Below are 25000 nucleotides of genomic sequence, written 5' to 3' on the forward strand. Positions count from 1 at the left end.
CACAGGCATCATTTGGACCGCCTCCGCCTGGCTAGATTGCCCGGTTTGATGTTGCCAGATCCCCAAATTTCAGACAGAGAAAGACCCATTGACTGCCCAGTATTCTTTTACCGCGACCTGCCCCAAGGGCCTGGAAAACGTACTTGCCGATGAGCTGCGCGCGTTAGACGCTTCGGTCGAACGAGAGCAGCCCGCTGCGGTGCGCTTTACCGGCGATTTGGCCATGGCGTACCGAGTATGTCTGTGGAGCCGTGTAGCCAACCGGGTGCTGCTCAACCTGGGGCAGGCAAAGGTTGAAAATGCCGAGGCCCTCTACAGCGCGGTGGTTGATGTCCCCTGGGAAGAACACATCAGCCCTACCGGCGTACTCTGGGTACAGTTTTCAGGTACCAACAGGGAAATCCGCAACAGCCAGTTTGGGGCCCAGAAGGCCAAGGATGCGATTGTGGACCGGCTGCGCAAAGCCACCGGCGCGCGTCCCGATGTCGACAAGCGCGACCCGGATCTTTCGGTGATGCTGCGCCTGCACCGGGACAATCTGGAAATCGCCATTGATCTGTGCGGTGACAGTCTGCACCGCCGCGGTTACCGCACCCATATCGGCGCAGCGCCATTGAAGGAAAACCTGGCCGCCGCACTATTGATGCGGGCTCGGTGGCCCGCGATTGCGGAGGAGGGCGGCGCCCTGCTCGACCCCATGTGTGGTTCAGGGACTTTTCTGGTTGAAGGCGCCCTGATGGTTGCGGATATCGCGCCGGGTTTGCTGCGCGAGAGTTTCGGTTTTGAACGCTGGCTCAATCACCAGAACGACTTGTGGCTTCCGTTGCGCGAAGAGGCTATTGAGCGACGCTCGCAGGGGCTGCAGAACTCACTGCCGGAAATTCGCGGATACGATGCGGATGCAAAAGTGCTGTTCGCTGCGGAATCCAACATTGCACGCGCCGGCCTGGACAAGCACGTGCGCGTCAGCTGTCGTCCGGTAGCCGCATTCAAGGTGCCGAGTCATCGGCAAGTAAACCCCGGCCTGGTGATTACCAATCCGCCCTACGGCGAGCGGCTCGGTGAACAGGAAGAATTGCGGGAAACCTATGCAGAGCTGGGCCGCCAGTTGAAGCAGGAGTTTGGTGGCTGGAAGGCGGCCATCTTTACTGGCAACCCGGAGCTTTGCCATTCCACCGGCCTGCGTTCCCACAAGCAGTACAAACTGTTCAATGGCAGTATCCCCAGTCAGTTGCTGCTGTTTGATATTCACCAGCAGCGCACCGGGGAAGATGGCGGCTCGGGAGAGCGCAGCCAGCCGCGTCTTTCCGAAGAGGCGCAGATGGTGGCTAACCGCCTGCAGAAAAACCTGCGCAATACGGGCAAGTGGGCGAGTAAGAACGGGATCGAAAATTACCGGCTGTACGATGCCGATCTGCCGGAATTCTCCGCGGCAATCGATGTATACAAGTCCACTGAAGGACAGATATACGCGCATATCCAGGAGTACCGTGCCCCTGCGACCATTCCCGAACAGAAGGCGCGCGCACGCCTAAGCGAACTGGTACGGGCCACACGCCATGTACTGGATCTTCCTAGTCGCAATGTTTCGATAAAGGAGCGGCGCCGACACTCGCACAAAGATAGTGGCAGCCAGTATCAGAAGCGGGGACAGGGTGCGCTGGAGAGCACCCAGGCATTCTGGGTCGAAGAGTACGGCGCCCAGCTGGAAATCAATCTGTGGGACTATCTGGATACCGGGCTGTTTCTGGATCATCGGCCGGTGCGGCAATATCTAAAGCAGATTTCCAAAGGGAAGAGGCTGCTCAATCTGTTTTGCTACACCGCTACGGCAACGGTACAGGCAGCACTCGGTGGCTGCACGGAAAGCACCAGTGTCGATTTGTCGAAAACCTACCAGGCGTGGGCACAGCGGAATTTTCGCCAGAATAACCTGGATCCGTACCGCCACCAGTTGATCGAAGCGGACTGCCTGCAGTGGTTGCAGGCGGCGCAGCAAAATCGTCGCGGACACTACGACGTGATATTCCTGGACCCGCCGACCTTCTCTAACTCGGCAAAAATGCGCGGCGTGCTGGATATCCAGCGAGATCATGCGGAGCTGATTCGCCAGTGCATGGTTCTGCTGAGCCCGGGTGGAACCCTGTTGTTTTCGAACAACCTGCGCAGCTTCAAAATGGATGGGGAAATTAAAGAGGCGTTTTCTGTAGAAAACCTGTCCTCAAAACTGTTGGACAAGGATTTTCAGCGCAATCCGAAAATCCATAATGTCTGGGAAATCAAAGCGCGTTAAACACAATAAGTTGGTTTTTTTGAAGCAGGGTGACAGGCTGGTCTTTTCGGCGCTGGGAATCGGTACTTGAATCTAGGCGTGATGTTTACGGAGCTTTCTACAAGCTCCGTTCTCAGATTCAGAGTTCCATCACCAGTCGGAAACCCACTTCTTTTGAGGCTGCCTTTTCACTAAGACCCGTGCGGTAATCGGAGGAGATGTTGCGCAGGGGTTCGCGCATGGAGCCGCCGCGAATTACCCGCAATTCACAGTTTTTGAGCTGTACCGGGCGCGCGTCATTGCGGTGGTTGGTGAAGTCGCCGAGAAAGCAGTCCTGCACCCATTCGCCAACATTGCCGGAAGTATCGTAGAGGCCATAGGGATTGGCCTTGTAATTGCCCACCGGCGCACTGGAAATACTGAACAGCGAATTGAACTCGCTGGCGCAGCCGCGGCGACAGTTCGCCTTGCCTCGCGCGCTACCATCGCCCCACCAGAACGGAGTTGCCGTGCCTGCACGAGCGGCAAATTCCCACTCTGCCTCGCTGGCCAATCGGTATTTCTGCCCGGTCTCTTTACTCAGCCATTTCGCGTAGCGCTGTGCATCCTGCCAGCTGACGTTGATTGCTGGGCGCGTGCCGCGCCCCCAACCTTCATCGGAGGGTAGGGCGCGACCGCTTGCCTTGGCGTAGCGGTCAAAATCTTCAAAGGTGACCTCGTGGGTACCAATCGCGTAGGGACGAGTGATGGCAATCTTGTGTTCCGGGCTCGTGAACGGGCGACGGTTGTTACCCATGGTAAATTCACCAGGTGCCACCACTGCCATTTCCGGGCCCCGGCCGCCAGACTTCAGAGGTGACTTGAAACTTCTGCCGGGGAAAAATTTGCGTTCCAGCTGCACCGCGAGGTTCACGTCAGCGGTATCGATTTCGATCCAGCGGCGCACCGTACTGTATCCCGCTTTGCTGACTTCTACATCGTACCTCCCAGGCTCCAGGGAAATCCCCGGCGTATAGCGCGGAACGATATTCATGATGCGGATGCGGGCATCCCTGGGCTTGGCCGATACGTTCAAGGCATAAGTCGGGGGGATCTCTTCGACCACGGGTTCTTCCGGTAGCTCCGGCGATGCGGTCTCTTTTGCAACAGCCTCAGTTGTGTTGTCCGCAGGGGATGGTTGCTCGGGCTCCACTTCCTCAGGCTGCGCAATAACCGAAGGTGCGGGTGTCTGTTGGGCGAGGCCACTGCGGAGAACGGGGCGCACTTGATTGGCCTGGTTGGCGTCGGCTGCGGTGACCGGCCCCGGCAGGACTTGCGGCAGGGTTTGCGGTATGGGTTCGGGCTGAGTGCTCGTGTTTTCAATCGCTGTTTCGGGCAGCAGTATCTGCGAAGTAATACCGACCGCGTCATTCACCAGTCCGGATTCGCTCTGCCACTGGAACTTGTTGCTAAACAGGCTGAACAACACCCATATAAAGGCAAGGCTCACAGCGAGGGTGCCGCCGAACAGCCAGGAGCGTCGTTTTACCGGGGCAGCTTGCAGCATAACCTGCTGGATACGCATGATGGTCTGCTGTTCGGCACGAGGATTCTGCTGGTGTAGTGGCTTGTCCCGCCAGCGTGCCCAGCTTGCGCTGAGGCGATCACTGAGTGTGCCGTAGAGTGTCATGACCAGGGCGCGCAGAAGGCTGGAAACCCTCACCGAGGTGTTGTTCATCTTGGTGGTGGGGGCGGGCGTTTTGCCGTCCAGTGCCGCCAGCAACTGGTCGATGGCGTCGACTACATCGAGCCCGCGCTGGAAGCGTTGATCGGGGTCTTTCGCGAGGAAGCGGTCTATCAACCCCTGGTACAGGGAGTGACGCGCCGGGAGCCGTGGGATCGGGTCGGTCAAGTGTTTGATGGCAATGGCCACCGCTTCTTCCGCCTGGAAGGGCACCGCACTGGTGAGCATTTCGTAAAATACCACCCCCAGGCTGTAGAGGTCTGCGCGGCCATCGACGGCGGCGCCTCGTGCCTGCTCCGGGCTCATGTAGTGCGGGGTGCCAACCACCATGCCGGTGTTGGTCATGCGTGTGGTGCGCGCCACAGCGCGGGCAACGCCAAAGTCCGTCAGAACAGCCGAGCCATCTTCACGGAAGAGGATATTTTCCGGCTTGAGATCCCTGTGTACATAGCCTTTGTTGCTGGCGTGGTCCAGCGCCATGGCGATCTGGCGGGTTATGTGCAGTGCCTCGAGAGGCTCAATCGCACCCTTGGTAAGCGAATCCGCCACCGAACCACCGGGCAGGTAATCCATGGCGATGTAATTCAGGCTGCGATAGCGGCCGATATCGTGGATGGCAACAATATTGGGGTGGGAGAGCTGGCCTACGATATTTGCTTCCCGCTGGAAGCGCTCGCTGAAAATCGGGTCTGCGTTCAACACCGGGGACATGACTTTCAAAGCGACCTGGCGGCCCATACTACGCTGGGTGGCCAAGTACACGGTCGACATGCCGCCCTGATTGATTTTCTTCAGGATCTGATAGCCGGGAATTTCCAGCGAAGCGGCACCGCTGCTGACAACTTCCATTCGAGCCTCTAATTATCCGTTTAGCAGCTGCCAGGCCGCGTAAGCACTCAGTGAAAAAATAATCGCAAGTGTAGCGACTCTGAGCGGGAGTGTGACTCGAGCGGGGAAAAATTGGCGAGACTCAGTTGCCTGCATTGGTGTGCGGGAGTTCCGGTTTTCGGAATCTGGTGTGACATCTTCCGGAGAGTTGATCACCTGTACGGTAATGTTGTCGCGCCCACCAGCATCCAGTGCAGCGGCGATCAGCAACTCGCTGGCGCGCTGATTATCGGCATTGCCAGCAAGTACCTGGCAGATCTCCGCTTCGCTCACCTCATTACTGAGACCGTCACTGCACAGGACCAGTCTTTGCCCAGCGCTCCATGAAAACGACGCGCGGTCTATTTCCAGGCTGGGGTTGGTGGAACCTCCGATACAGCGGGTGATCACGTGGCGGTTCGGGTGGCTGGCTGCTTCTTCCTGGTTGATGGCCCCGGAGTCCACCAGCATCTGCACGTAGGAGTGGTCTACAGTGAGCTGCTTGAGGGTGCCATGTGGAAAATGCGTGTTGTCTTGATCAGCGGCCGGTGGGGTCCAGAGGTAAGCGCGACTGTCACCAACCCAGAAGATATGGAAATAACCGCCGTCTTCGGCGACTACGACCGCAGTGGTGCCCATGGCAGTGGTGGTGTTTTCTTCGCCGATCAGTAGCGCGTGGGCACGGCGCAGGGCTTGTTCGTAGTGGCGGTCGGTGGCGGAGGAGCGTTGAATTTCTTCGACAACGGTCTGGCTGGCGATCTCGCCGGCCTGATGGCCACCGAGGCCATCTGCCACGACCCAGATGCCCCGGGTCTCGTCACCCCAGAATGCATCTTCGTTCTGTTCGCGTCGGTATCCGGTGTGGGTTGCCCCGGCGCTACGCTTCGCTGCGCTGACGGCGGGCTGGCTCACACCACTGGGGCGTTCCCGTACTTTGGCTTCACTCACTGGTATGCAACTACCTGTTACCTGACCTGTTACCTGTCGTTATTGTCGAAAGCGCCAAACCGTGCAGTTCCATGCGGGTCTCAACACTCACATACTAGAGCCTACAGGCATTGTAAGCTGCAAACGGAATCACAGGCCAATGAAATTGGCCGTGATAAACTTCCCGACAATAGTCTTTGGCCGCTAAACACTTGGCGCTCAAAAAATCGATTAAAAATTGTACACTTTTGCGTGCTTTCGAGGAAGTCGGACAATGCTGAAACTTTGTGACGTAAAAGATGCCACCCAGAGCGTGTGGCTGGTGGCCCCCAAAGTGACCATCGGGCGCGGTAGTCAGTGTGATCTCACGCTGGCTGACGCGTCCATTGCCAAGCTCCACGCCGAAATCCTGGTGGATGGCGAGGAGTTGGAGCTGCGTAACCTGGCAGGAGGCGGCCAGGTTGCTGTAAATGGCAAGGCGGTTGCAAGCAGCTGCAAGTTGAAACGCAATGACCGTGTGCAACTGGGCGATCGTAATCTTGCGGTGGTGGATCCTAAAATCACCCGCCTCAAAGGCGCTGGTGCCAGTGCCAACGTGGCCTGGGCACTGCGTGCCAACCATCCAGCAATTGTCGGCCGCGTCTTCCCGGTGCGCGAAACCAGTATTGTTGGGCGCTCTGATGAGTGTGATTTGACCTTTTCCATGTCCCACCTGTCACGGCGCCACGCGCGGCTGGAAGTACGTGAAGGGCTGTTATTTGTGGTCGACCTTGGCTCCGCCAATGGTACCTTTCTCAACAACCAACGTGTGACAGAGTGTCGGGTGCGTCGCGGCGACGAGCTGCGTTTTGACAGTCTCAGCTTTAGTGTTGTTGGTCCGGCGGACGATATCGACAAGACCACTGTGCGCCAAGCCGTCAACCTTCCCGAAGCGGCGCGCCAGAGCGCGGCGCTGGACCAGGCCATGCAGCGCGACCGGGTGCGGGATGGCGGCAAGGTCTCATCCTCTGCCGGGGCGGCGCCTTCACAGAGCTACAGCGGGGATTCCGCCGCGGCCGGTAGCAGTGGGTGGATCTGGGTAGGCTTGCTGGTGGCGGGCGCAGCGGTTGCCGGTTATTTCTGGGCACAGGGGCAGGGGCTGGTTTGACCACCGAGAATTCAATGTCTGCGCAAAACCTGATTCTCTACACCACACTCGGGTGCAGCCTGTGTGAAAAAGCCAAGGTGGAAATCTGGCCGCAGCTGGAGCAATTTCAGTTGCAGCTGCAGTCGGTGGATATTGCCGATGATGAGCAGTTGACGCGGCTGTTTGGCTGGAGCATACCGGTTGTCGGCCTCGGTGATACCAGTGATGTGCTGTGCTGGCCATTTACCGCGCACGAGCTCGAAGAGTGGCTTCGGGCTCGCCTTTCATCCGCACCTTCCTAACACTTTAAACCTTTCACGCTCAGGTCAGAGTTTGGCTTCCGCCTCGTTCTTTCTGAGTAGCGGCGCCTTGTCTCCACTGCGGTAGGCGTAAATTACCGAATAAGACAGCACGTTTTGCACGTACTTGCGGGTTTCGCTGTAGGGAATGGTTTCGATCCATACGTCGAAAGGCAGCTTTTTGTCCGTATCTTTCAGCCAGCGCGAAACACGAGTGGGGCCGGCGTTGTAGGCTGCCGCGGCGAGGAAGCGGTTGTTGTCAAATCGTTTTAGCAGTGAATTCAGATAGTAGGACCCCAGGCTGATGTTGGTGTTGGGGTTCAGCAGATCCCAGCTCCGTCGGTAAGGCACTCCCGCCTTGCGGGCGGTGGCGCGTGCTGTAGACGGCAACAGTTGCATCAGACCCATGGCACCGGCGTGGGACTTGGCGTCGTGGCTGAAGTGGCTTTCCTGGCGCGCGACAGCGAGCACCAGATAAGTGTCGAGTGCGGTTTTTTTGCCCATGCGCCCGGCAACATCGGTGACGATGTCGGAGAATGCGAGGGGGAAGCGCAGTTCCAGGTCGTCGAGATAATCCGCCGCGAGGATCGACTGGATGGATTTGTGGTACCAGCCCCAGGCGCTCGCCACCTTGCCCGCGGTCATCAATTCTTCCGTGGTCATTTTCTCTGTGGCGTAATCCCATTCTCGGCGCGCGTGGTAAAACTCGCCGATGGCCTGCAATTCTTCGGCTCTCTGCATACCGGGAAGCGCAGCGACCTTGTCTACCAGCTCCGGTGTTATCGGCGCCGGGCGGTCAACAAAGCTGTAGTCCTTGCCCAGAGTGTCGGATGCAAGAAAGCCATAATAGCTGCGCTCATTGGCGGCTTTCTGGTAGAGCTCACGGGCCAGCGCAGAGCGCTCGGCATTGTTCTTTTTGCTGGCCGCTAACTGCTCATTGATCGCGCGTGCCTTCCAGTACAGCCAGCGGTCCCAGTTGCGGTCTGTATCGGGCAGCTGGTCGATCCAGAATTCCACCTGGGCCCAGTCCATTTCACGCAGAGATTGACGGATAAGCCACTCTGACGTGCGCAGGTCAAAAAATCCTGGGCTGGTTTTGATCAGAGCTTCCAGGCCTTGCTGATCATCCTTGCGCGCAAACTGCAGGGCCAGATAGCGCAGGAATTCGTCGCGCTCATCCTCGCTGAACAAGTAGCTGGCGCTATAGCGCTTCCAGGCCTGGCTGGATTTTTCTGGATCCTGGGATGAGAGGCGGCGTAGCCCGATGGTGACAATATCGCGGTAGTCCTGGTTTTCCTGGATAAAGCGGTCGTAGTCCAGAATCAGCTCCGGCTTGCGGTAGACGGAGCGCATCAGATCCGCACGTTTTGCGCGATCTTTATCCAGCTGGCGGGCGATATAGCTGGCCAGGTCGAGGTTGCCAGCGCGCACGGAAAGGGTGTGGCGTTTCCAGGCACGATCCTCGGTAAGGCCGCCATCGCGTATCCAGCGGTCGAAGGCCGGGTCGCACTCTTTGGGTTGCGAGGCACCCACGGTCCAGAGTTCCTCGATCAGCGCGTAGGCCTGCTGTTTGTCGCCGTGGCGGGAGAGCGCGTCCACGTAGTAACAGCGCAGTTGGGTGCGGCGGATTTTTTCCGGATCGTAGTACTTGAGGTAGGCCTTGAAGCGATCCCGGCCCCCTAGTTCGCGCAGGACGCGCACGCGCATCCAGTCGCCAATGGCAGTACCATCGTACTTCTCCAGAAAAGCATCGATGTCGTCGTAGGGGAGTCGAGAGAGGTTTTTACCGATCGCCCAATACTCGATGTAGGGCAGCAGCGGGTAATCCTTCAGCTCCTTTTTCAGCTGGTTTAACCGGCGCTGGTCATTACGGGCAATGGCCTGTCTGGCTTCCTGGAGTTTTTCGCGCTGTGCAACCGCCGCCTTGGCTGCTTTTGTGTCTTTGCTCTCTGCCTTGCGCGCGGCGCCCCCCGTAGCTGCGGATGGGCTGGTTTTGTTAGCCTGCTGCGCCTGCACCGGATTGGCACCAGAAAGGCTGGTCACCAGCAGTACTGCGGAGAAAATGGCGAATCCTGTGCTGCCAATCGACATACTGAAAACCCGATTGAGAAATCGCTTATTCGAAGGTCGAAGAATAAAGCGTAAAATGTCCTTTTTCACCCAAATCTATTGTAGTTGTTAATTATGTTGCTTCAGTTGGATGGCGTGTGTTTGCGCTATGGCGTTCAGGTGTTGGCGGATCATGTAGATGCCAAGATTGAGCGTGGAGATCGTATTTGCCTGGTTGGGCGTAACGGAGAAGGGAAGTCCAGCTTGCTGAGCCTGATTGGCGGCAAAGGCGACCCGGATGAGGGTGAGATTGTCCGCCAAAGTGGCATGGTTCTCGCCACTCTCGAACAGGCACTGCCGGAAGACTGTACCGATACGGTGTATCGCTACGTGGCTGCGGGGCTGGGCGATGTTGGCATCTGGTTGTCGGAGTACCGTGATCATCAGGATCCCGATCTGCAGGCGAAAATCGAAAACGCCCACGGCTGGGAACTGCTGGCCAATATCGATGCGGTGTTGGACAGGCTCGACCTGGACGAAAGTGCGCGGGTGATGGATCTGTCCGGTGGCTGGCAGCGGCGCGCCGCGCTGGCGCGGGCGCTGGTTACCGAGCCGGATCTGCTTATCCTGGATGAGCCCACCAACCACCTGGATATCGCAGCGGTAGAGTGGTTGGAAGATTTCCTTGCCACCTACCGCGGTGCACTTTTGTTTGTCAGTCACGACCGGGCATTGGCGCAACGGCTCGCGACATCGGTATGGGATCTGGATCGCGGCATTCTGCGCGTGTTCAACTGCCCGTTCGACCGCTACCAGCAGGAAAAAGAAAAGCAGCTGGAAGAGGAAGCCCGCAACGACGCGTTATTCGATAAAAAGCTCGCCCAGGAAGAGTCCTGGATACGCCAGGGCATCAAGGCCCGCCGTACCCGCAATGAAGGCCGGGTACGCGCGCTGCAGTCTTTGCGCAATGAGCGCAAGGCACGCCGCGAGCGGCAGGGTGTCGCGAAGATGTCTTTGGATGCCGGCGAGCGCTCCGGCAAGCTGGTGGCGGAATTGAAAGGCGTCACTTTTGGCTTTGAGGGAGATGCGGCACCGTTGATCCGCGACCTCGACTTTACCTTGATGCGCGGGGACAAGGTCGGTCTGATTGGCCCCAACGGGGCGGGTAAAAGTACTCTGATTCGCCTGTTACTGGGTGATCTGCAACCCCAGAGTGGCCATATCCGGCTGGGCACCAAGCAACAGGTCGCCTATTTTGACCAGCGTCGGGACACCCTGGATCCGGATCAGACGGTGGTGGACAACATCGCCGAGGGTCGCGAGAACATCCAGGTGGGTGGCAGCACCAAGCACGTAATGGGCTACCTCAGCGACTTCCTGTTTACCGGCGTCAAGGCGCGCACCAAAGTCGGTGCATTGAGTGGTGGTGAGCGCAATCGTGCGCTGTTGGCGAAGCTGTTCAGTCAGCCCGCCAATATCCTGGTGCTGGACGAACCGACCAACGACCTCGACGTTGAGACCCTCGAATTGCTCGAGCAGTTGTTGATGGACTTCTCCGGCACGGTACTGCTGGTAAGCCATGACCGCGCCTTCCTCGACAATGTGGTGGAGAGCTGTCTTGCATTTGAAGGCAATGGTGTTGTCAGGGAGTACGTGGGCGGCTACCAGGACTTTGTGCGTCAGGGCGGGCGCTTTATCAGCGCCGAGGAGCAGCTCAAAGCCCGCAAAGCGGTCGATACCATAGAAGACGGTGAGAACGCCGCTGCAGAGCCCAAAGAAAAGCCTGAGGCACAGCCGCCACAAAAGGCGAAAAAGCTCAGTTATAAGTTGCAGCGAGAACTGGATGCACTGCCGGCAAAAATCGAGTCACTGGAAAACGAGATAGCGGCATTTGAAGAAGAGGTGGCGGCGCCGAACTTTTACCAGCAGGACAGCGAGACCGTACAGGCCAGGCTACAAGCTCTGGCGGACCTGCAGGCAGCGCTGGAGGAAGCGTTCGAGAGGTGGGCCGAACTGGACAGCATGTGATACCGAGAAACGGGGGCCGCGGGCCCCCGTTTTTCATCCGGCCACTTCTCTGGCTTGTATCGCCTGAGTTTATTCCGCGGACGAATGCACCCGCACGGCAAGGACATCGCACCCTGCGCCATGCAGTACACCATTCGCGGTGGAGCCCAGAAGCAGGGCGAGGCCGTGGCGGCCGTGGCTTCCGATCACGATCAGGTCGCAACCGGATTCTTCCGCAATACGATGAATTTCCGTGGCAGGCTGGCCCAGCACGACATGTTGCCGGTCGGCGGGAATGTTGAGGCTGGCGGCCGCTTTGCCTAGTTGTTCCTTGGCCTGGTTTTGCAGTTGCTCCTGCACCTCGGAGAGGTCCATCGGGACGTCACCGCCATAGGCGAAGGTAAGGGGTTCGATAATGTGCGCGAGGCTCATTGTTGCGTTACCGTCCGCTGCGATCTGGGCGGCGCGATCCAGTACCTGTGACGACTCCTCAGAAAGGTCCAGTCCAACCAGAATATTGTTATAGCCCGACATTTAGCCCCCGCTGTGTGGGTAGATTTAAGTCTCAGACCGGAAAAAACCATCAAACCGGCACTATCGTTCGTTACAGCACACTTGTGAGTCTACTTTAAAAAAACAGACTTGACACAACCACCCGCTTGCGGAGAACAATGCGCGCCCAATTTGTGGCTCGCACACTGATCTGTTATCCGTGTGGAGCACAAAGTCTGCTATTTAGTGGTGCCGCACAATCACTAATCGTCATTAATCGACAGGGAAGAACCTGAACATGGCCAGCTGGCTACCCATCGTCATCATCGTTTTTGCTGTTGCACTGGTTATCGGCCCGGTTTTCTGGCTAAAGCCCAGCAGCCGGGATCGAAAGCTCGCCGAACTACGTCAGCGGGCTGCGACCTCTGGTCTCAAGGTTCAGATTCAGCCGCTACCCGCATCGCAGGGTACCGGTAATGCTGCCGTCTATTTCTCCCAGTGGAGAAACCCCCGTCGCTTGCAGACTGGTTGGGCGCTTGAGCTGCAACGCATGGCGCATGACGTGAATTTTGACGGTGTGTGGGATTGGCGCAATGATCGACCGGCGGTGGAAGCCGCGATGGCGCCATTAAAAGAACTCGTGGGGATGCTCCCTGCGGATGCGACGGCGGTATACGCCAATGACAGCGGTCTCGGGGTGCAGTGGCGCGAGCGAAGCGGCGATCCCGGGCTGGCTCGCCTGCAGGAAGCACTGTCTACGATGCGGCCGGTAATAGAGGAAGCAATTCGCCAGCCTTCGCGGCAGGAAGAGCGGGCTGATGCGGGAACTGATCAGGGCGATCAGCGTCACTGACCGCTCACAGCGTCGAAGTGGTCTACTTTTTTAGCGGCCGCACTTTGTGGTTTGTCACGAGCTGCTGGTCGGACAAATATGGTACTGCCAGAGGGCTGAACCAATAGTCAGTTAGTCGGTCCCAAACGGTTACAGAGTGCACAATCTGGTCACCAATTTGTGATGCTTGCTTGACCACACTGGGGGCGGAGCATATATATTCGCGCAGCGCACCGTTGAAATCGGCTGCTGCCGAGGGTGCGAAAGCAGTAAATTTCTTATTAAAAATCAAAAGCTTATGGGTAAATCACTGGTCATCGTCGAGTCACCGGCGAAGGCGAAAACAATCAACAAGTATCTCGGAAAGGACTTTGTGGTGAAGTCCAGTATTGGTCATATCCGGGATCTTCCTACCGGCGGTTCCAACAAACAGCCGGTGGATGCCAAGGAGCGCGCCCGCCGCGCGGCGGAAACCCGCAAGCTTTCTCCAGAACAGAAAGAGATCTACAAGCGCAAGAAAAGCCGCGAGCAGCTGATCAAGCGCATGGGAATTGACCCGGATCACAACTGGGAAGCACATTACGAGATCCTTCCTGGTAAGGAAAAGGTGGTCGACGAGCTGCGCAAACTGGCCGCCAATGCCGACCACGTCTATCTCGCAACGGACTTGGACCGCGAAGGGGAAGCCATTGCCTGGCACCTGCGGGAAGCCATTGGTGGTGACGATCAGCGCTACCGCCGCGTCGTGTTTAACGAGATCACCAAGTCCGCGATCCAGGAAGCCTTTGAAGATCCGGGCCCGCTGGATATCGACCGCGTGAATGCACAGCAAGCGCGTCGTTTCCTTGACCGTATTGTGGGTTACATGGTGTCGCCGCTGCTGTGGGAGAAGGTGGCCCGCGGTTTGTCCGCCGGTCGCGTACAGTCCGTGGCGGTGAAGCTTGTGGTGGAACGCGAGCGTGAAATTCGCGCGTTTATCCCCGAGGAATACTGGACGTTGTTTGCCGACACGCAAACGGCCAAGTCGGACGCCCTGCGTCTTGAGGTGAAGAAGCAAGCGGGTGAGGCCTTCAAGCCTACCAATGAAGAGCAGGCCATGGCGGCGCTAAAAGCGCTGCAGGCGAGCGACTTTACTGTCAGTGCCCGGGACGACAAGCCCACCAGCTCCAAGCCCAGTGCGCCTTATATTACCTCCACCCTGCAGCAGGCGGCCAGCAACCGCCTCAGCTTCAGCGTGAAGAAAACCATGATGATGGCTCAGCGCTTGTATGAAGCGGGTTACATCACTTACATGCGTACCGATTCCACCAACCTGAGTGCCGAGGCGGTGTCCTCTGTGCGCGAATTCATTGGTGAGAATTACGGCGACAAGTACCTGCCGGAAAACCCCAATCGCTACAGCAGCAAAGAGGGTGCCCAGGAAGCGCACGAGGCAATCCGTCCCTCTGACGTTCGGGTAAAACCGAACATGCTCTCTGGTATGGAGCGGGATGCCGAGCGGTTGTACACGCTTATCTGGCAGCAGTTTGTAGCCTGTCAGATGACGCCGGCGCAATTCACTTCCACCTCGGTGGTGGTTACCGCGGGTGACTTCGAGCTCCGTACCCGCGGCCGTGTTATCCGTTTTGACGGTTTCCTCAAGGTCGCCCCATCACAAAGCAAGAAAGACGAAGATCTGGTTCTGCCGGATATCAAGGTCGGCGAAAAGCTGAACCTGAAAAAGCTGGATCCGAAGCAGCACTTCACCAAGCCGCCGGCGCGCTTCAGTGAAGCCGCACTGGTAAAAGAGCTCGAAAAGCGCGGTATCGGCCGTCCTTCCACCTACGCGTCGATCATTTCCACGATTCAGGATCGTGGTTATGTTCGCCTGGAAAACCGCCGTTTTTACGCGGAAAAAATGGGTGACATCGTTACGGACCGCCTGAGCGAAAGCTTTACCGACCTGATGGATTACGGTTTTACCGCCAGCCTGGAAGAGTCCCTGGATACGGTGGCGGAAGGCAAAAAAGGCTGGAAAGACCTGCTGGACGAGTTTTATTCCGACTTCAGCAAGCGCCTTGAAGTGGCACAGGACAAAGAAGGCGGCATGCGCCGCAACACACCCACGGATACGGATATCGAGTGCAGCCAATGCGGCCGCCACATGCAGATCCGAACCGGTTCTACCGGCGTGTTCCTTGGCTGTTCCGGCTACGCTTTGCCGCCCAAGGAGCGCTGCACCAACACCATGAACCTGGTGTCTGGTGAAGAGGCGGTAGACGCAGACAAAGACGAAGATGCAGAAACCCGCCAGCTGCGCGAAAAGCGTCGCTGTGGCAAGTGCGGCACGGCAATGGACAGTTACCTTGTTGATGAGCAGCGCAAGCTGCACATTTGCGGTAACAACCCCGACTGCCCCGGATTCGAGGTGGAGAAAGGCACCTTCAAGATCAAGGGTTACGACGGCCCGGTGATCGAGTGCGACAAGTGTGGCGCGGACATGCAATTGAAGTCCGGCCGCTTCGGCAAGTACTTTGGTTGTACCAGCGAGACCTGCAAGAACACCCGTAAGCTGCTGAAAAGCGGCCAGCCGGCACCGCCCAAAATGGATCCGGTTCCCATGCCGGAACTGGCCTGTGAGAAGGTGGACGATACCTACATTCTTCGCGACGGTGCCTCTGGACTGTTTCTGGCGGCGAGTCAGTTTCCGAAAAACCGGGAGACACGCGCACCTCTGATCAAGGAACTGCTGCCGCACAAGGACGAGATTGATCCCAAATACAGCTTCCTGTTCTCCGCTCCCGCGGAAGACAACGAGGGGCGGGATACTGTAGTGCGCTTCAGTCGCAAGACCCAGGAGCAGTACGTGCAGTCCGAGGAAGACGGCAAGGCTACCGGCTGGAAAGCCTTCTACCGGGATGGCAAGTGGCAGGCAGAAGTGCCCGCAGCGAAGAAAGCGCCTGCGGCGAAGAAAAAGGCCGCAGCCAAAAAGAAAGCGCCTGCGAAAAAGAAGGCGGCTGCTAAAAAAGCCCCGGCTAAAAAAGCGCCCGCGAAGTAGGTCGCCCCATGAGCAACCCCTATACCGGTGCTGTGGCGTCGGCCCTTCGCAAAGCACAGCTGATCCTGCACTCCCCGGAGTCATCCGGGGAGGCGGGGACTCCGCAGGCGCTACAGGAGACTTCGTTGCAGGAAGCGGCCTTGCTGCAGCTGTGGCGCGCCTACAAGGCATTTCTGGCGGAGCAGGGGCATCAGCTCCAGCTGGGATTTCGTCCCGGTGGTGAGCCAGAGACTGCCGCGGCGTTAGCCGCATTAGTTTCTGCGCGGGGGAAATTCAGCGCCGAGGTTAACGAGCTAGTCAGCCTTGCGGAGAACCCGGACAGCTGGTTTCAGGGAATGGCAGCAGCCTGGCAGGCGCTGTGGTTACCGGCCGGTGCCGGAGCTCAGGCCTCTGAAGTCGCATCCGCCGAGGTGCAAAGCCTGATTCCTGTGCAGCAGCTTGACTGCAGACAACCCGAGCCCCTCAGCCGCCAGGCACTGACAGGCTGGCTCCGTGCTCTGAATGAGCTGGTACAACGGCAGCGGGCCCACGCACAGGAGTGGTAAGTCCATTCCCGCGAACCTTCGATGGCCGCTGATTAATCGTTTCTCCCTGTGTTACACTGGCCCCAATCACGCTTGGGCGGCTTTTGGTGCCTTGAATGCGTTTTCCGGGAAGTAAGTGGAGAAATGAATGCCTTCTGAGACCTACGAAATCATCGAGTTGTCCAATGGTGATGTGGCGCTTCGACGCGCTGGTCACAAGGATGATCCGTTGGTGCGTATCCACTTTTCCGCCGAAAGCCTCGATTTTCTCCGCGAACACAAGGTGGCGATCGCGCGCGCTATGTTAGAGGCTGGTATTGAAGCCGTGCAGGAAATCAACGCTCTGGAACCGGAACCCTTTGAAGAGGAAGATGTGGATCTGACCGAGCACACGATCCACTGATATCGAGGGTTGACCGCTTTCGAGCGTCAAATCCCAGACATAAAAAAACAGGGCCAAGGCCCTGTTTTTTTATGTCTGGATAAACTCGCCAGCGAGTAAATCAGATCGGATTTTGCCGAATCACACCGACGGCCAGACCTTCAATAGCGAAGTTTCTGTCGCGCATGTCTACCTCGATAACGTTGAAGTCTTCATTCTCAGGCAGGAGTTGAACCGTTGCCTGATTGCCGCGACGCTTGAAACGTTTCACTGTCACTTCATCTTCGATCCGCGCCACCACAATCTGTCCGTTGCGGATATTGTCGGTGCGCTGCACTGCCAGCAGATCGCCATCGAGAATACCGGCATCTTTCATACTCATGCCGTGGACTCGCAACAGGTAATCCGCCGGTGGGTGGAAAAACTCTGCGGGGATCTCGCAGTATTCCTCAATATTTTCTTCGGCCAGCACCGGATTACCTGCGGCCACCCGCCCAACAATCGGCAGGCCAGTCTGGTGATCGGGAATGCGGATACCGCGCGAAGCACCGGCGACCATCTCGATAGCGCCTTTACGCGCCAGCGCCTTCAGGTGTTCTTCGGCAGCATTGGGGGAGCGGAAGCCAAGTTCCTGGGCGATCTCCGCACGGGTGGGCGGATAACCGGTATCGTCCAGATAGGTCTTGATCAACTCCAGTACCTGAGCCTGGCGGGCGGTGAGGTTAGTCATGGGCTGCTTCCTGTTGTTCAGAATCAGAGTATTGATCCCGCGTTTCCCGATGTCTGTATTTTTATACAGTTGCTGGGATTATATACAGATTTGGCGGGCGCGCAATCATCAGGCGAATATTGATAACTGCTAGACTTGGAGTGACCTGTGGATTTTTATGTCGGCGATATGATCCGCAGGTCAGAATAAGCCTGAATAAGAAAGACACTGCGATATGGAGAAGGCATATGCTGGATGCAAAAATGCCGGAAGCGTGGCGTGTGCTGCGCATTCAATCAGAGCTTGTTGATGGAATAGAGCGGCTAATTACCCTCAAGGGCGCGGTGACCGTTTTCGGGAGCGCCAGGTTTCCGGAAGATGCGGCAGAGTACCAGGAGGGTATGCTTCTCGGCGAGCTGCTCGCGCGGGAGGGTGTGCCTGTCATTACCGGTGGCGGCCCCGGTATTATGGAGGCCTGCAACCGCGGCGCTTTTACCCATTCTGGAGCTTCTATCGGGTTAAGTATCGAGCTGCCTTTCGAGCAGGTTCCCAATCCCTACCAGGATATCAATCTTAACTTTCGTTACTTTTTTGTCCGCAAATTTATGTTCGTCAAGCACGCGGTGGGATTTATCGCGATGCCCGGCGGCTACGGCACTATGGACGAACTGTTTGAAGCCTTGACGTTGGTGCAGACCCAGAAAGTGCGGCGTTTCCCCATCGTACTGGTGGGAAAACGCTATTGGTCCGGGCTGGTTGACTGGATGAAGGATACGGTGCTCGAGCGAGGGTGTATCGATGCGGCGGATCTGCAGTTGTTTACTCTGGTGGATACCGTCGAAGAGGCCGCGCAAATCATAATCGAATATATCCGGGAGTGCGCAGGCTGATCAGTAGCCTTCGTCGGTACCCTTGAAGGATTCGCCCTCCAGTCTGTCGATGGCGCTTTGCGCGGGAGACAGTATCGGGCTCCTGAAGCCCGCGTCCTCTTCGTCCTGCATTTCTTCAGCAAAAGTACCGTACCCGGCGTTCGCATCTTCCGGTTCTGCAGCGCCAATGACCGGTAGCCGCGGCCAGCTTTGAAAATCAATTTCGTCCAGCGAACCGTCGAGATACTGAATCTCAATGGTGCGGGAAGGGTGATCCACAGCAACGACTTCGAACAGTTCGCCGCTGCCAAAATTCTCAAACCAACTGCCAATCTCAGGAGCAATTCTTGCCATGATGCAGCCCTCCTGTGTTTGTCGACTGCAGGCTCGTTCTAATGGTTTTCTCATTGGAAAACAGAGAGCCCTATGTTCTCAATCTAGTGTGGGCCGGGGATTCTTGGTAACCGGTAGGTCGCAATCGTCGCCGGGTTTCACCTGGCCATACGTATCTGTGAGCGGAATCTGTTGTGCGAGGGGAGTCGGGTACTATTTGCATCATTGGCGGGACGGGCGTTGCATTGGGTGCCGGGAGCGGGGCACTGTGCTAGTCTCAGCACTTAAACAAGCGTTTTAATTGTTGGTTTGAATTAGTGTGAGCAGGGTATGAGCCAGTTGGATACCGTCAACCGTATACTGGATGCCGCCGAGGTGCTTTTTGCCGAAAGGGGTTTTACAGAGACCTCACTGAGAACGATCACCAGCACCGCGGGGGTCAACCTGGCGGCGGTGAACTACCATTTCGGATCGAAAAAAGAGCTGATTCAGGCGGTATTTGAGCGGTTCCTTACGCCATTTACGGCGAATCTGGACAAGGAGCTGACCCGCCGTCAGGCACAGCTTGAGCAGTCTCCGGAAGAGCAGTTACAGGTAGATGACCTGTTACAGAGTCTCTACCGAGTTGCGCTTGCGGGACTAGCGAAAGAGGGGCGGGATCCCAAGCGTTTTATGGGCCTGCTGGGGTTGGCCTACACCCAGTCCCAAGGGCACCTGCGTCGCTTTATCGTTTCCCGCTACGGCGCGAGCTATCGGCGCTTTGCCGGCCAGCTCGCCAATGCGTTGCCGCAGGTAGACCCGGTGACATTTTACTGGCGCCTTTACTTTATGTTGGGAGCAACAATATTTTCCCTATCGAGCTTTGATGCGATCGAAGCTATCCTGAGGGAAGATTTTGGTGCCGAGAGCAGCCTGGAGGAAACCTTGGCTCGCCTGGCACCAGCCGCCGCAGCAATGCTGACGGCACCCGTGCCGAAAGAGTCTTAGCCTTCGCGTGGGCGCACTCGCTGTCCTGTCGGGATGTTCCAGGGCAGGTGGGGCGCCGAGGCTCGTTTCGACAGGCGTCGATGAACCAAAATCTGATACAAGTGAATGGCGGATAGCAGGAGCGGTATTACATGGCTGTGAAGATTGGTCCGGTAATGGTTGATGTCGAGGGCACCGAGCTCACAGCGGAAGACCGCGAGCTTCTGCGCCACCCTCAGGTCGGTGGTCTTATTTTTTTTGCGCGAAACTTTCGCGATCGTTCCCAGCTCGAATCGTTGATCCAGGACATCCGCGCGGTGCGCCCGGAAATACTCCTGGCCGTGGATCAGGAAGGCGGCCGTGTACAGCGCTTCCGTGATACTTTCACACGTATTCCATCTATGCAGGCGCTCGCCGCTCAGGCCGACGCGCAGCAGCTGAAAGACGTGGGCTGGCTGTTGGCTGCCGAGCTGCTGGCGGTGGGTGTGGATTTTAGCTTTGCGCCTGTACTGGATGCAGATGATGATTTTTGTCGCATCGTGGGCGATCGAAGCTTAGCCTGCGATCCGCTACAGCTGTCGGCCAAGGCGAGACCGTTTATGGCGGGAATGCACGAGGCTGGAATGGCGACCACTGGCAAGCATTTTCCCGGTCACGGCCAGGTTCGAGAAGATAGCCACGAAGAGCTACCGGTAGACCATCGCACGCTGGATGAGGTGCTCGCGTCGGACGCCGTACCGTTTGCAGAATGTATCGCTGCCGGCGAGCTGGAAGCGGTTATGCCAGCGCACATCCGTTTCGCCAAAGTTGATGAAAACCCGGTGGGCTTCTCCCGGTTCTGGTTGCAGGAAATCCTGCGCAAGCGCTTGGGATTTGACGGTGTGATCTTTAGTGATGACCTCACCATGGAGGGGGCCGGTGCTGCAGGCGGTTATGCCGAGCGTATACGGGCGGCTATGGCGGCGGGTTGTGATATGGGGGTAGTGTGTAACAAGCGCGAAGGTGCACTGGAGGTGCTTGAGGCGCTCGAAGGTTATGAGCCAGACCCGCAATCCGGCAAGCGGCTGGAGCGCATGCGGGGGCGGCCGGTAATAAAGAGCTGGGACGCGCTTGAATCCAATTCCCGCTGGCAGGCCACGCGTGAGTGGCTGGCATCCTGGATGTAAATAAGCACAATACACGACCGAATTTCTATTCTGCCGGATAACAGCCATTCGGCAGGCACCCTATAAACCGAACACATCATATGGAGTTACTTGTGGAGCAGGCTAAGGCGTTTCTGCGCTCCCTGGTGGGGGAAGACCGTTTCTGGATTGCGGAAGTTTTTCTCATTGTACTGATCACCGCGTTCGCGGCCTGGATACTTGCGCTGTTCGTGGCGCGGTTGCAGGCGAGGGCAGAGCGGACCGTCAATCCCTGGGATGATGCGCTCTGCGGGGCGATCAATCCACCTGGCTCTATATTGGTTTGGTTGGTGGGCCTTTCACTTGCGGCAGGCCGTGCGGGCAGGGCGACGGAAGCGGAAATCTTTAGTTACGCCAACAACGTACGAGAGATCGGCTTTATCGTACTCATCACCTGGTTTGCACTGCGCTTCGCCAAAGCCGTGGAAACGAATCTTGCCGATCCCCGGTTTATGGGTAAGCCGATGGATGCCACCACCGTGCGCGCCATTGGCAAGTTGATCAGGGCCTCGATCATTGTCACTGCCGCCATGGTGATCATGCAGCACTTTGGCTATAGCATCAGCGGTGTACTGGCATTCGGTGGTATTGGTGGCCTGGCGATCGGTTTCGCGGCAAAAGACCTGCTCGCCAACTTCTTTGGTGGCCTGATGATCTATCTGGACCGCCCCTTCAAAGTAGGGGATTGGGTGCGTTCTCCCGATAAAGAGATCGAGGGTACCGTCGAGGATATCGGCTGGCGCCTGACTCGTATCCGCACCTTTGACAAGCGCCCACTCTACATTCCTAACGGGATATTTACCCAGATCTCTGTAGAGAATCCCTCGCGTATGTTAAACCGGCGGATATACGAAACCGTCGGTATTCGCTATGACGATGCGCATTTGATGGCGCCTATCGTAAAAGGTGTAAAGGCTATGCTGGAGCAACATCCAGAGATTGATACCAACCAGACGTTGATCGTGAACTTCAATTCCTTTGCGCCGTCGTCGCTGGATTTCTTTATCTATACCTTTACCAGAACCACCGAGTGGGTGCGCTACCACGAAATCAAGCAAGACGTGCTGCTGAAGATTCTTAAGATTATCGAACAGCACGGTGCATCCTGTGCCTTCCCGACCTCGACACTCCATATTGCCGACCTGCCCGAGCTGGCAATTGCCGGTGAACGGGAAAAGTCTTTAGGTAGTTGAAGGATGAGATCGCGGAATGACAGTTAAAGGATGTATTGCCTATCCGCATGAATTGTCAAAATCCGTGACGCTTTTATTGCAAAATTGGTGATTTGTTGCGCATTGTTTGTGGGAAGTAACATTAATTTCACGCAGAAACCTAGACAGTGGCGCAGTTTTATCTAAGAATCAGTAACGACCTGTACGGATGACCGAACAGGCGCTTCGAGACTGTGGACCACCCCATTAGAGGGCGTAGGCCGCGGCAATTGGGGTAGGCGCATTGCCCGCAACCGAGGCGAGCGCAATAACAATAAATGAGGTTGGCTTAATGAGTGATCGCGTTACGGGTACCGTGAAGTGGTTTAACAATGCTCGGGGTTATGGATTTATCACCTGTGCAGAAGGTTCCGAGGATATCTTCGTTCATTACCGCAGCATTCGCGGCGAAGGCTACAAAACCCTCAATGAAGGGCAGGCTGTAGAATTTGAAATGCAGCAGGGCGACAAAGGCCTGCTCGCGGAAGATGTAGTGCCCTGCGAGTAAATCGCATATAGCGCACGCTCAATTCTGCACACAGTACGTCTGCTCGAACTGAGCGGCGGCTGTGCAATAAGACTGTACGGTGGCCGAGATGGCCAGCCGAGCAGGGTCTTTTTTGCTGCAGTTTTATACATCGCGTGAATGTAATTGCCGGCCTTAAAAACCGGTATAAAAAAGCCCGGGGGCTGTGGAGGGTATCCGCAGCGTCCCGGGCTTTTTTTTGTTCTTTTGTTATTTTTGCCAATCAGGTGAAATGCAGGGGCGCCGTCAGCCGGCGCCCACAACTCTCAACAGCTGCCCGCAGAACCACGCCGCGTAGGTGCCGAGTGCATAGCCCATTACCGCGAGCAGAACGCCCACCGGTGCCAATGAGGGGTGGAAAGCTGCGGCGACAACTGGGGCCGAAGCTGCGCCACCGACGTTGGCCTGACTGCCCACCGCCATAAAGAAGGTCGGTGCCTTGATCAGTTTCGCAACCAGAAGCATCAGTCCCGCGTGTATCGCCATCCAGATCAGACCCAGCACGAACAGCTCCGGGCTGTTTTTCAGGGCGGTGATATCCATGTGGGTGCCGATCGTGGCAACCAGAAAATAGATAAATACCGAGCCCACTTTGGCTGCACCTGCGCCCTCCAGTTTTTTCGCCGGGGTAAATGCCATCGCAATACCCAGGGTGGTAGCAATGACAATCAACCAGAAGAACTGGCTGGTTAAGCTGAATCTCGCCAACTGCGGCGCATTGCTCTGGAACCAGGGGGCGAGAAAGTCTGCGCAGGCATGGGCGATGGCGGTAACGCCAAAGCCGACGGCCGCAATCAGCATCAGGTCCTGCAGTGCAGGGATGCGCGAATGCTTCCGTTGCATGGTCTCTACGCGCTCGCGCAGTGTATCGATGGCCGAGGTGTCAGCACCCCGGCGGGCATCCAGTTGCTTGGCATTGCCGGCCATAATTAGCAGTACGGCCATCCAAAGGTTGGCGACGATGACATCGACCGCAACCATCGCGGAAAACACATTGCCGCCGACATTAAATATCTCTTTCATTGCCGCCTGGTTGGCGCCCCCGCCAATCCAGCTGCCGGCCACGGTGGTCATGCCCCGCCAGATCGCATCCGGGCCATTTCCATTCAGCATGCCCGGGTCAATGGCGGACATGATCAGAAGTGCTAGTGGCCCACCGATGACAATGCCCGCGGTACCCGTCAGAAACATAATCAGCGCTTTCGGCCCCAGGTTGACGATACCTTTCAGGTCGATGCTCAGTGTCAGCAACACCAGGCTGGCGGGCAGCAGGTAGCGCGACGCCACAAAGTACAGGTTGGAATTGTGTGCGTCGATGATGTGGAAGGTGGTGAGCAGCGACGGTAAAAAGTAGCAGAGAAGCAGTGCGGGCACGAAGCGGTAAAAACGCTTCCAGAATCGCGTTTCGCTGCTAGCGGTATAAAACACGAAACCAAGTATGGCGGCGAGCATGCCGAGAATGATGGCGTCGTTGGTAATCATGGTTGGAATTGCCTGTTGTTATGAGCTCCCGCCAAAAAAGCAGGGAGGAAATAGAAAGTTTGCTTATTGTTCTTTTCGATCGCAAACGAAAAACGGCCCGTGAGGGCCGTTGTTACATCGCGTTCAATGCCGTTCAGGGAGCGAATTCTACAGCTTCTTCCTGTTCGTCGCTCGCTTCAGTCGCTTCAACAGTACGCACCTCGATCAGTACGCCCAGCTTGGGGTGGTCAATATAGTGCAATTCGCCACTGCGGAGACGGCGTTCTTCATTGAGTACGGCTACGCGCGCGGCAATTTTCTGGGCCGGTTCTTTTGTTGCTGCCTCTCCGAGTGCTCCTTCACCGTGGAATACCGCGGAATCAGCTGCTGTGCTGTAACCGCTGGTCGCACTGTAACCGGAGTTGGACCCTTGTGCTGCGGGCGCACCGAGGCCCATGGGTTCATCACCGGTCAGGGATGAATCGTTGGATGTAACAGCAGCCCGGGGGCGGGTAGGCACCGCAATACCCTGGGGAACGGTAGCTTCCCTGTTATTGAGGTCAGAGTTATTGAGGCCGGTGTTGTTGAAAGCTGGTGTGCCGAGTGTCTCGGGCAGCCACTCGCTCAGCCACAGGTCGGTGCTCAGGTGCAGGTAGCGGGATACGCTCAGGGTAACGCTGCCTTCGAGCTGGTGGTGGTTCCCATCCATAGCGCCGCCGGTAACCAGTATTGCCGGGGCATTACGTTCGGTCTGCAGCACCTGCCGCCAGGTTTTGTGGAACAACACCTGGTACCCGGATGAGCGCTTCAGCGCGGCCACCTTGTTGTCGAGCTGGTTTGGCGCCGGCTGCAGGGCAGGGGTCATCGGGTCGGACTTGGACGGGGTGTCAAAGTCTACCCAGTGGCTGTCGTAGGCCAGGCGGGGGGCGGCCGGCCATGTTTCACGGGACTGGCTCATGCCGCTCTCACGGCTGAATACGACCATTTCAATTTCAAACTGGGTGCCTGCGTAACTGGCTGCCTCGGCGCCAGCCGCGCAGAGCGCGAGCAGGGCTGCACCGATGAGCTGTTTCAGGCGAGCAGTGACCTGCTTGTTGATCGGGGTCATTCTGATACCGCTTATTCTCTATGCCTATGTGAATATCTGGCCCAACTGTGTGGCGTTCGGCCCATCTTAGCACTGATTCAGCGCCGGATGTGTGGA

At 57.2% G+C, this 25000-nt stretch carries 21 protein-coding genes; 13 read left to right on the forward strand and 8 right to left on the reverse strand.

All coding sequences use genetic code 11. From position 1 onward, the window contains the following. Nucleotides 1-88: 88 nt before the first annotated feature. Entirely contained in the window at nt 89-2293 is a 2205-nt protein-coding gene (gene rlmKL, locus LC059_RS13830) for a bifunctional 23S rRNA (guanine(2069)-N(7))-methyltransferase RlmK/23S rRNA (guanine(2445)-N(2))-methyltransferase RlmL (RefSeq protein WP_226704452.1), read from the forward strand. A gap of 118 nt (nt 2294-2411) precedes the next feature. Here the strand turns inward: rlmKL and LC059_RS13835 are convergent, their stop codons facing one another. Beyond that, nucleotides 2412-4844 carry a bifunctional serine/threonine-protein kinase/formylglycine-generating enzyme family protein gene (locus LC059_RS13835; RefSeq protein WP_226704453.1) on the reverse strand — a complete coding sequence of 811 codons (2433 nt, stop codon included), beginning with the start codon at nt 4842-4844 and terminating at the stop codon, nt 2412-2414. A gap of 12 nt (nt 4845-4856) precedes the next feature. Continuing rightward, on the reverse strand, nt 4857-5810 hold the full coding sequence (locus LC059_RS13840; protein ID WP_226704454.1) for a PP2C family protein-serine/threonine phosphatase: 954 nt from the start codon (nt 5808-5810) through the stop codon (nt 4857-4859). A 253-nt stretch (nt 5811-6063) separates the two neighbouring features. Here LC059_RS13840 and LC059_RS13845 point away from each other — a divergent pair, with 253 nt between their 5' ends. Together LC059_RS13845 and LC059_RS13850 are read left to right on the forward strand one after the other, a co-directional pair. Beyond that, complete coding sequence (locus LC059_RS13845; protein ID WP_226704455.1) at nt 6064-6936, forward strand: FHA domain-containing protein; 873 nt, start codon at nt 6064-6066, stop codon at nt 6934-6936. 14 nt (nt 6937-6950) lie between these two features. Further along, nucleotides 6951-7217: a glutaredoxin family protein gene (locus tag LC059_RS13850; protein WP_226704456.1), complete on the forward strand. Its 267-nt coding sequence runs from the start codon at nt 6951-6953 to the stop codon at nt 7215-7217. Between the two features lie 24 nt (nt 7218-7241). On the opposite strand, the gene LC059_RS13855 is transcribed toward LC059_RS13850, so the two are convergent. Continuing rightward, on the reverse strand, nt 7242-9305 hold the full coding sequence (locus tag LC059_RS13855; RefSeq protein ID WP_226704457.1) for a transglycosylase SLT domain-containing protein: 2064 nt from the start codon (nt 9303-9305) through the stop codon (nt 7242-7244). A 93-nt stretch (nt 9306-9398) separates the two neighbouring features. On the opposite strand from LC059_RS13855, the gene LC059_RS13860 reads away from it, so the two are divergent. Next, entirely contained in the window at nt 9399-11291 is a 1893-nt protein-coding gene (locus LC059_RS13860) for an ATP-binding cassette domain-containing protein (RefSeq protein ID WP_226704458.1), read from the forward strand. Nucleotides 11292-11360: 69 nt separating this feature from the next. Here the strand turns inward: LC059_RS13860 and LC059_RS13865 are convergent, their stop codons facing one another. Next, on the reverse strand, nt 11361-11804 hold the full coding sequence (locus tag LC059_RS13865) for a universal stress protein (protein WP_226704459.1): 444 nt from the start codon (nt 11802-11804) through the stop codon (nt 11361-11363). 256 nt (nt 11805-12060) lie between these two features. On the opposite strand from LC059_RS13865, the gene LC059_RS13870 reads away from it, so the two are divergent. The 4 genes from LC059_RS13870 (at nt 12061) to LC059_RS13885 (ending at nt 16558) form a co-directional block, all read left to right on the forward strand. Continuing rightward, nucleotides 12061-12615: a hypothetical protein gene (locus LC059_RS13870; RefSeq protein WP_226704460.1), complete on the forward strand. Its 555-nt coding sequence runs from the start codon at nt 12061-12063 to the stop codon at nt 12613-12615. 277 nt (nt 12616-12892) lie between these two features. Further along, complete coding sequence (topA, locus tag LC059_RS13875; protein ID WP_226704461.1) at nt 12893-15631, forward strand: type I DNA topoisomerase; 2739 nt, start codon at nt 12893-12895, stop codon at nt 15629-15631. A gap of 8 nt (nt 15632-15639) precedes the next feature. Then, the gene (locus tag LC059_RS13880; RefSeq protein ID WP_226704462.1) at nt 15640-16176 is read left to right on the forward strand and encodes a DUF6586 family protein; all 537 of its coding nucleotides are present in this window, start codon (nt 15640-15642) and stop codon (nt 16174-16176) included. Nucleotides 16177-16303: 127 nt separating this feature from the next. After that, nucleotides 16304-16558: a hypothetical protein gene (locus LC059_RS13885; protein WP_226704463.1), complete on the forward strand. Its 255-nt coding sequence runs from the start codon at nt 16304-16306 to the stop codon at nt 16556-16558. 100 nt (nt 16559-16658) lie between these two features. On the opposite strand, the gene lexA is transcribed toward LC059_RS13885, so the two are convergent. Next, complete coding sequence (gene lexA, locus LC059_RS13890; protein ID WP_226704464.1) at nt 16659-17267, reverse strand: transcriptional repressor LexA; 609 nt, start codon at nt 17265-17267, stop codon at nt 16659-16661. A gap of 227 nt (nt 17268-17494) precedes the next feature. On the opposite strand from lexA, the gene LC059_RS13895 reads away from it, so the two are divergent. Continuing rightward, nucleotides 17495-18136, forward strand: a complete 642-nt coding sequence (locus LC059_RS13895) for a TIGR00730 family Rossman fold protein (protein WP_226704465.1) — start codon at nt 17495-17497, stop codon at nt 18134-18136. Here the strand turns inward: LC059_RS13895 and LC059_RS13900 are convergent, their stop codons facing one another. Then, on the reverse strand, nt 18137-18469 hold the full coding sequence (locus LC059_RS13900; RefSeq protein ID WP_226704466.1) for a DUF6763 family protein: 333 nt from the start codon (nt 18467-18469) through the stop codon (nt 18137-18139). A gap of 309 nt (nt 18470-18778) precedes the next feature. On the opposite strand from LC059_RS13900, the gene LC059_RS13905 reads away from it, so the two are divergent. From LC059_RS13905 to LC059_RS13920, 4 genes are all read left to right on the forward strand, one after another. Further along, nucleotides 18779-19435, forward strand: coding sequence for a TetR/AcrR family transcriptional regulator (locus LC059_RS13905; protein WP_226704467.1), 657 nt, complete (start codon nt 18779-18781; stop codon nt 19433-19435). Between the two features lie 131 nt (nt 19436-19566). Next, nucleotides 19567-20580, forward strand: a complete 1014-nt coding sequence (nagZ, locus tag LC059_RS13910; protein ID WP_226704468.1) for a beta-N-acetylhexosaminidase — start codon at nt 19567-19569, stop codon at nt 20578-20580. A gap of 80 nt (nt 20581-20660) precedes the next feature. Further along, nucleotides 20661-21791: a mechanosensitive ion channel family protein gene (locus LC059_RS13915; protein ID WP_226704469.1), complete on the forward strand. Its 1131-nt coding sequence runs from the start codon at nt 20661-20663 to the stop codon at nt 21789-21791. A gap of 310 nt (nt 21792-22101) precedes the next feature. Further along, nucleotides 22102-22317: a cold-shock protein gene (locus LC059_RS13920; protein WP_138234656.1), complete on the forward strand. Its 216-nt coding sequence runs from the start codon at nt 22102-22104 to the stop codon at nt 22315-22317. Nucleotides 22318-22581: 264 nt separating this feature from the next. Here LC059_RS13920 and LC059_RS13925 read toward each other — a convergent pair whose 3' ends face one another. Further along, entirely contained in the window at nt 22582-23817 is a 1236-nt protein-coding gene (locus LC059_RS13925) for a DUF819 domain-containing protein (protein WP_226704470.1), read from the reverse strand. A 133-nt stretch (nt 23818-23950) separates the two neighbouring features. Beyond that, entirely contained in the window at nt 23951-24904 is a 954-nt protein-coding gene (locus LC059_RS13930) for a CsiV family protein (protein WP_226704471.1), read from the reverse strand. Nucleotides 24905-25000 lie beyond the last annotated feature (96 nt).

The organism is Microbulbifer elongatus, from assembly GCF_020524885.1.
GTDB lineage: Bacteria > Pseudomonadota > Gammaproteobacteria > Pseudomonadales > Cellvibrionaceae > Microbulbifer > Microbulbifer elongatus_A.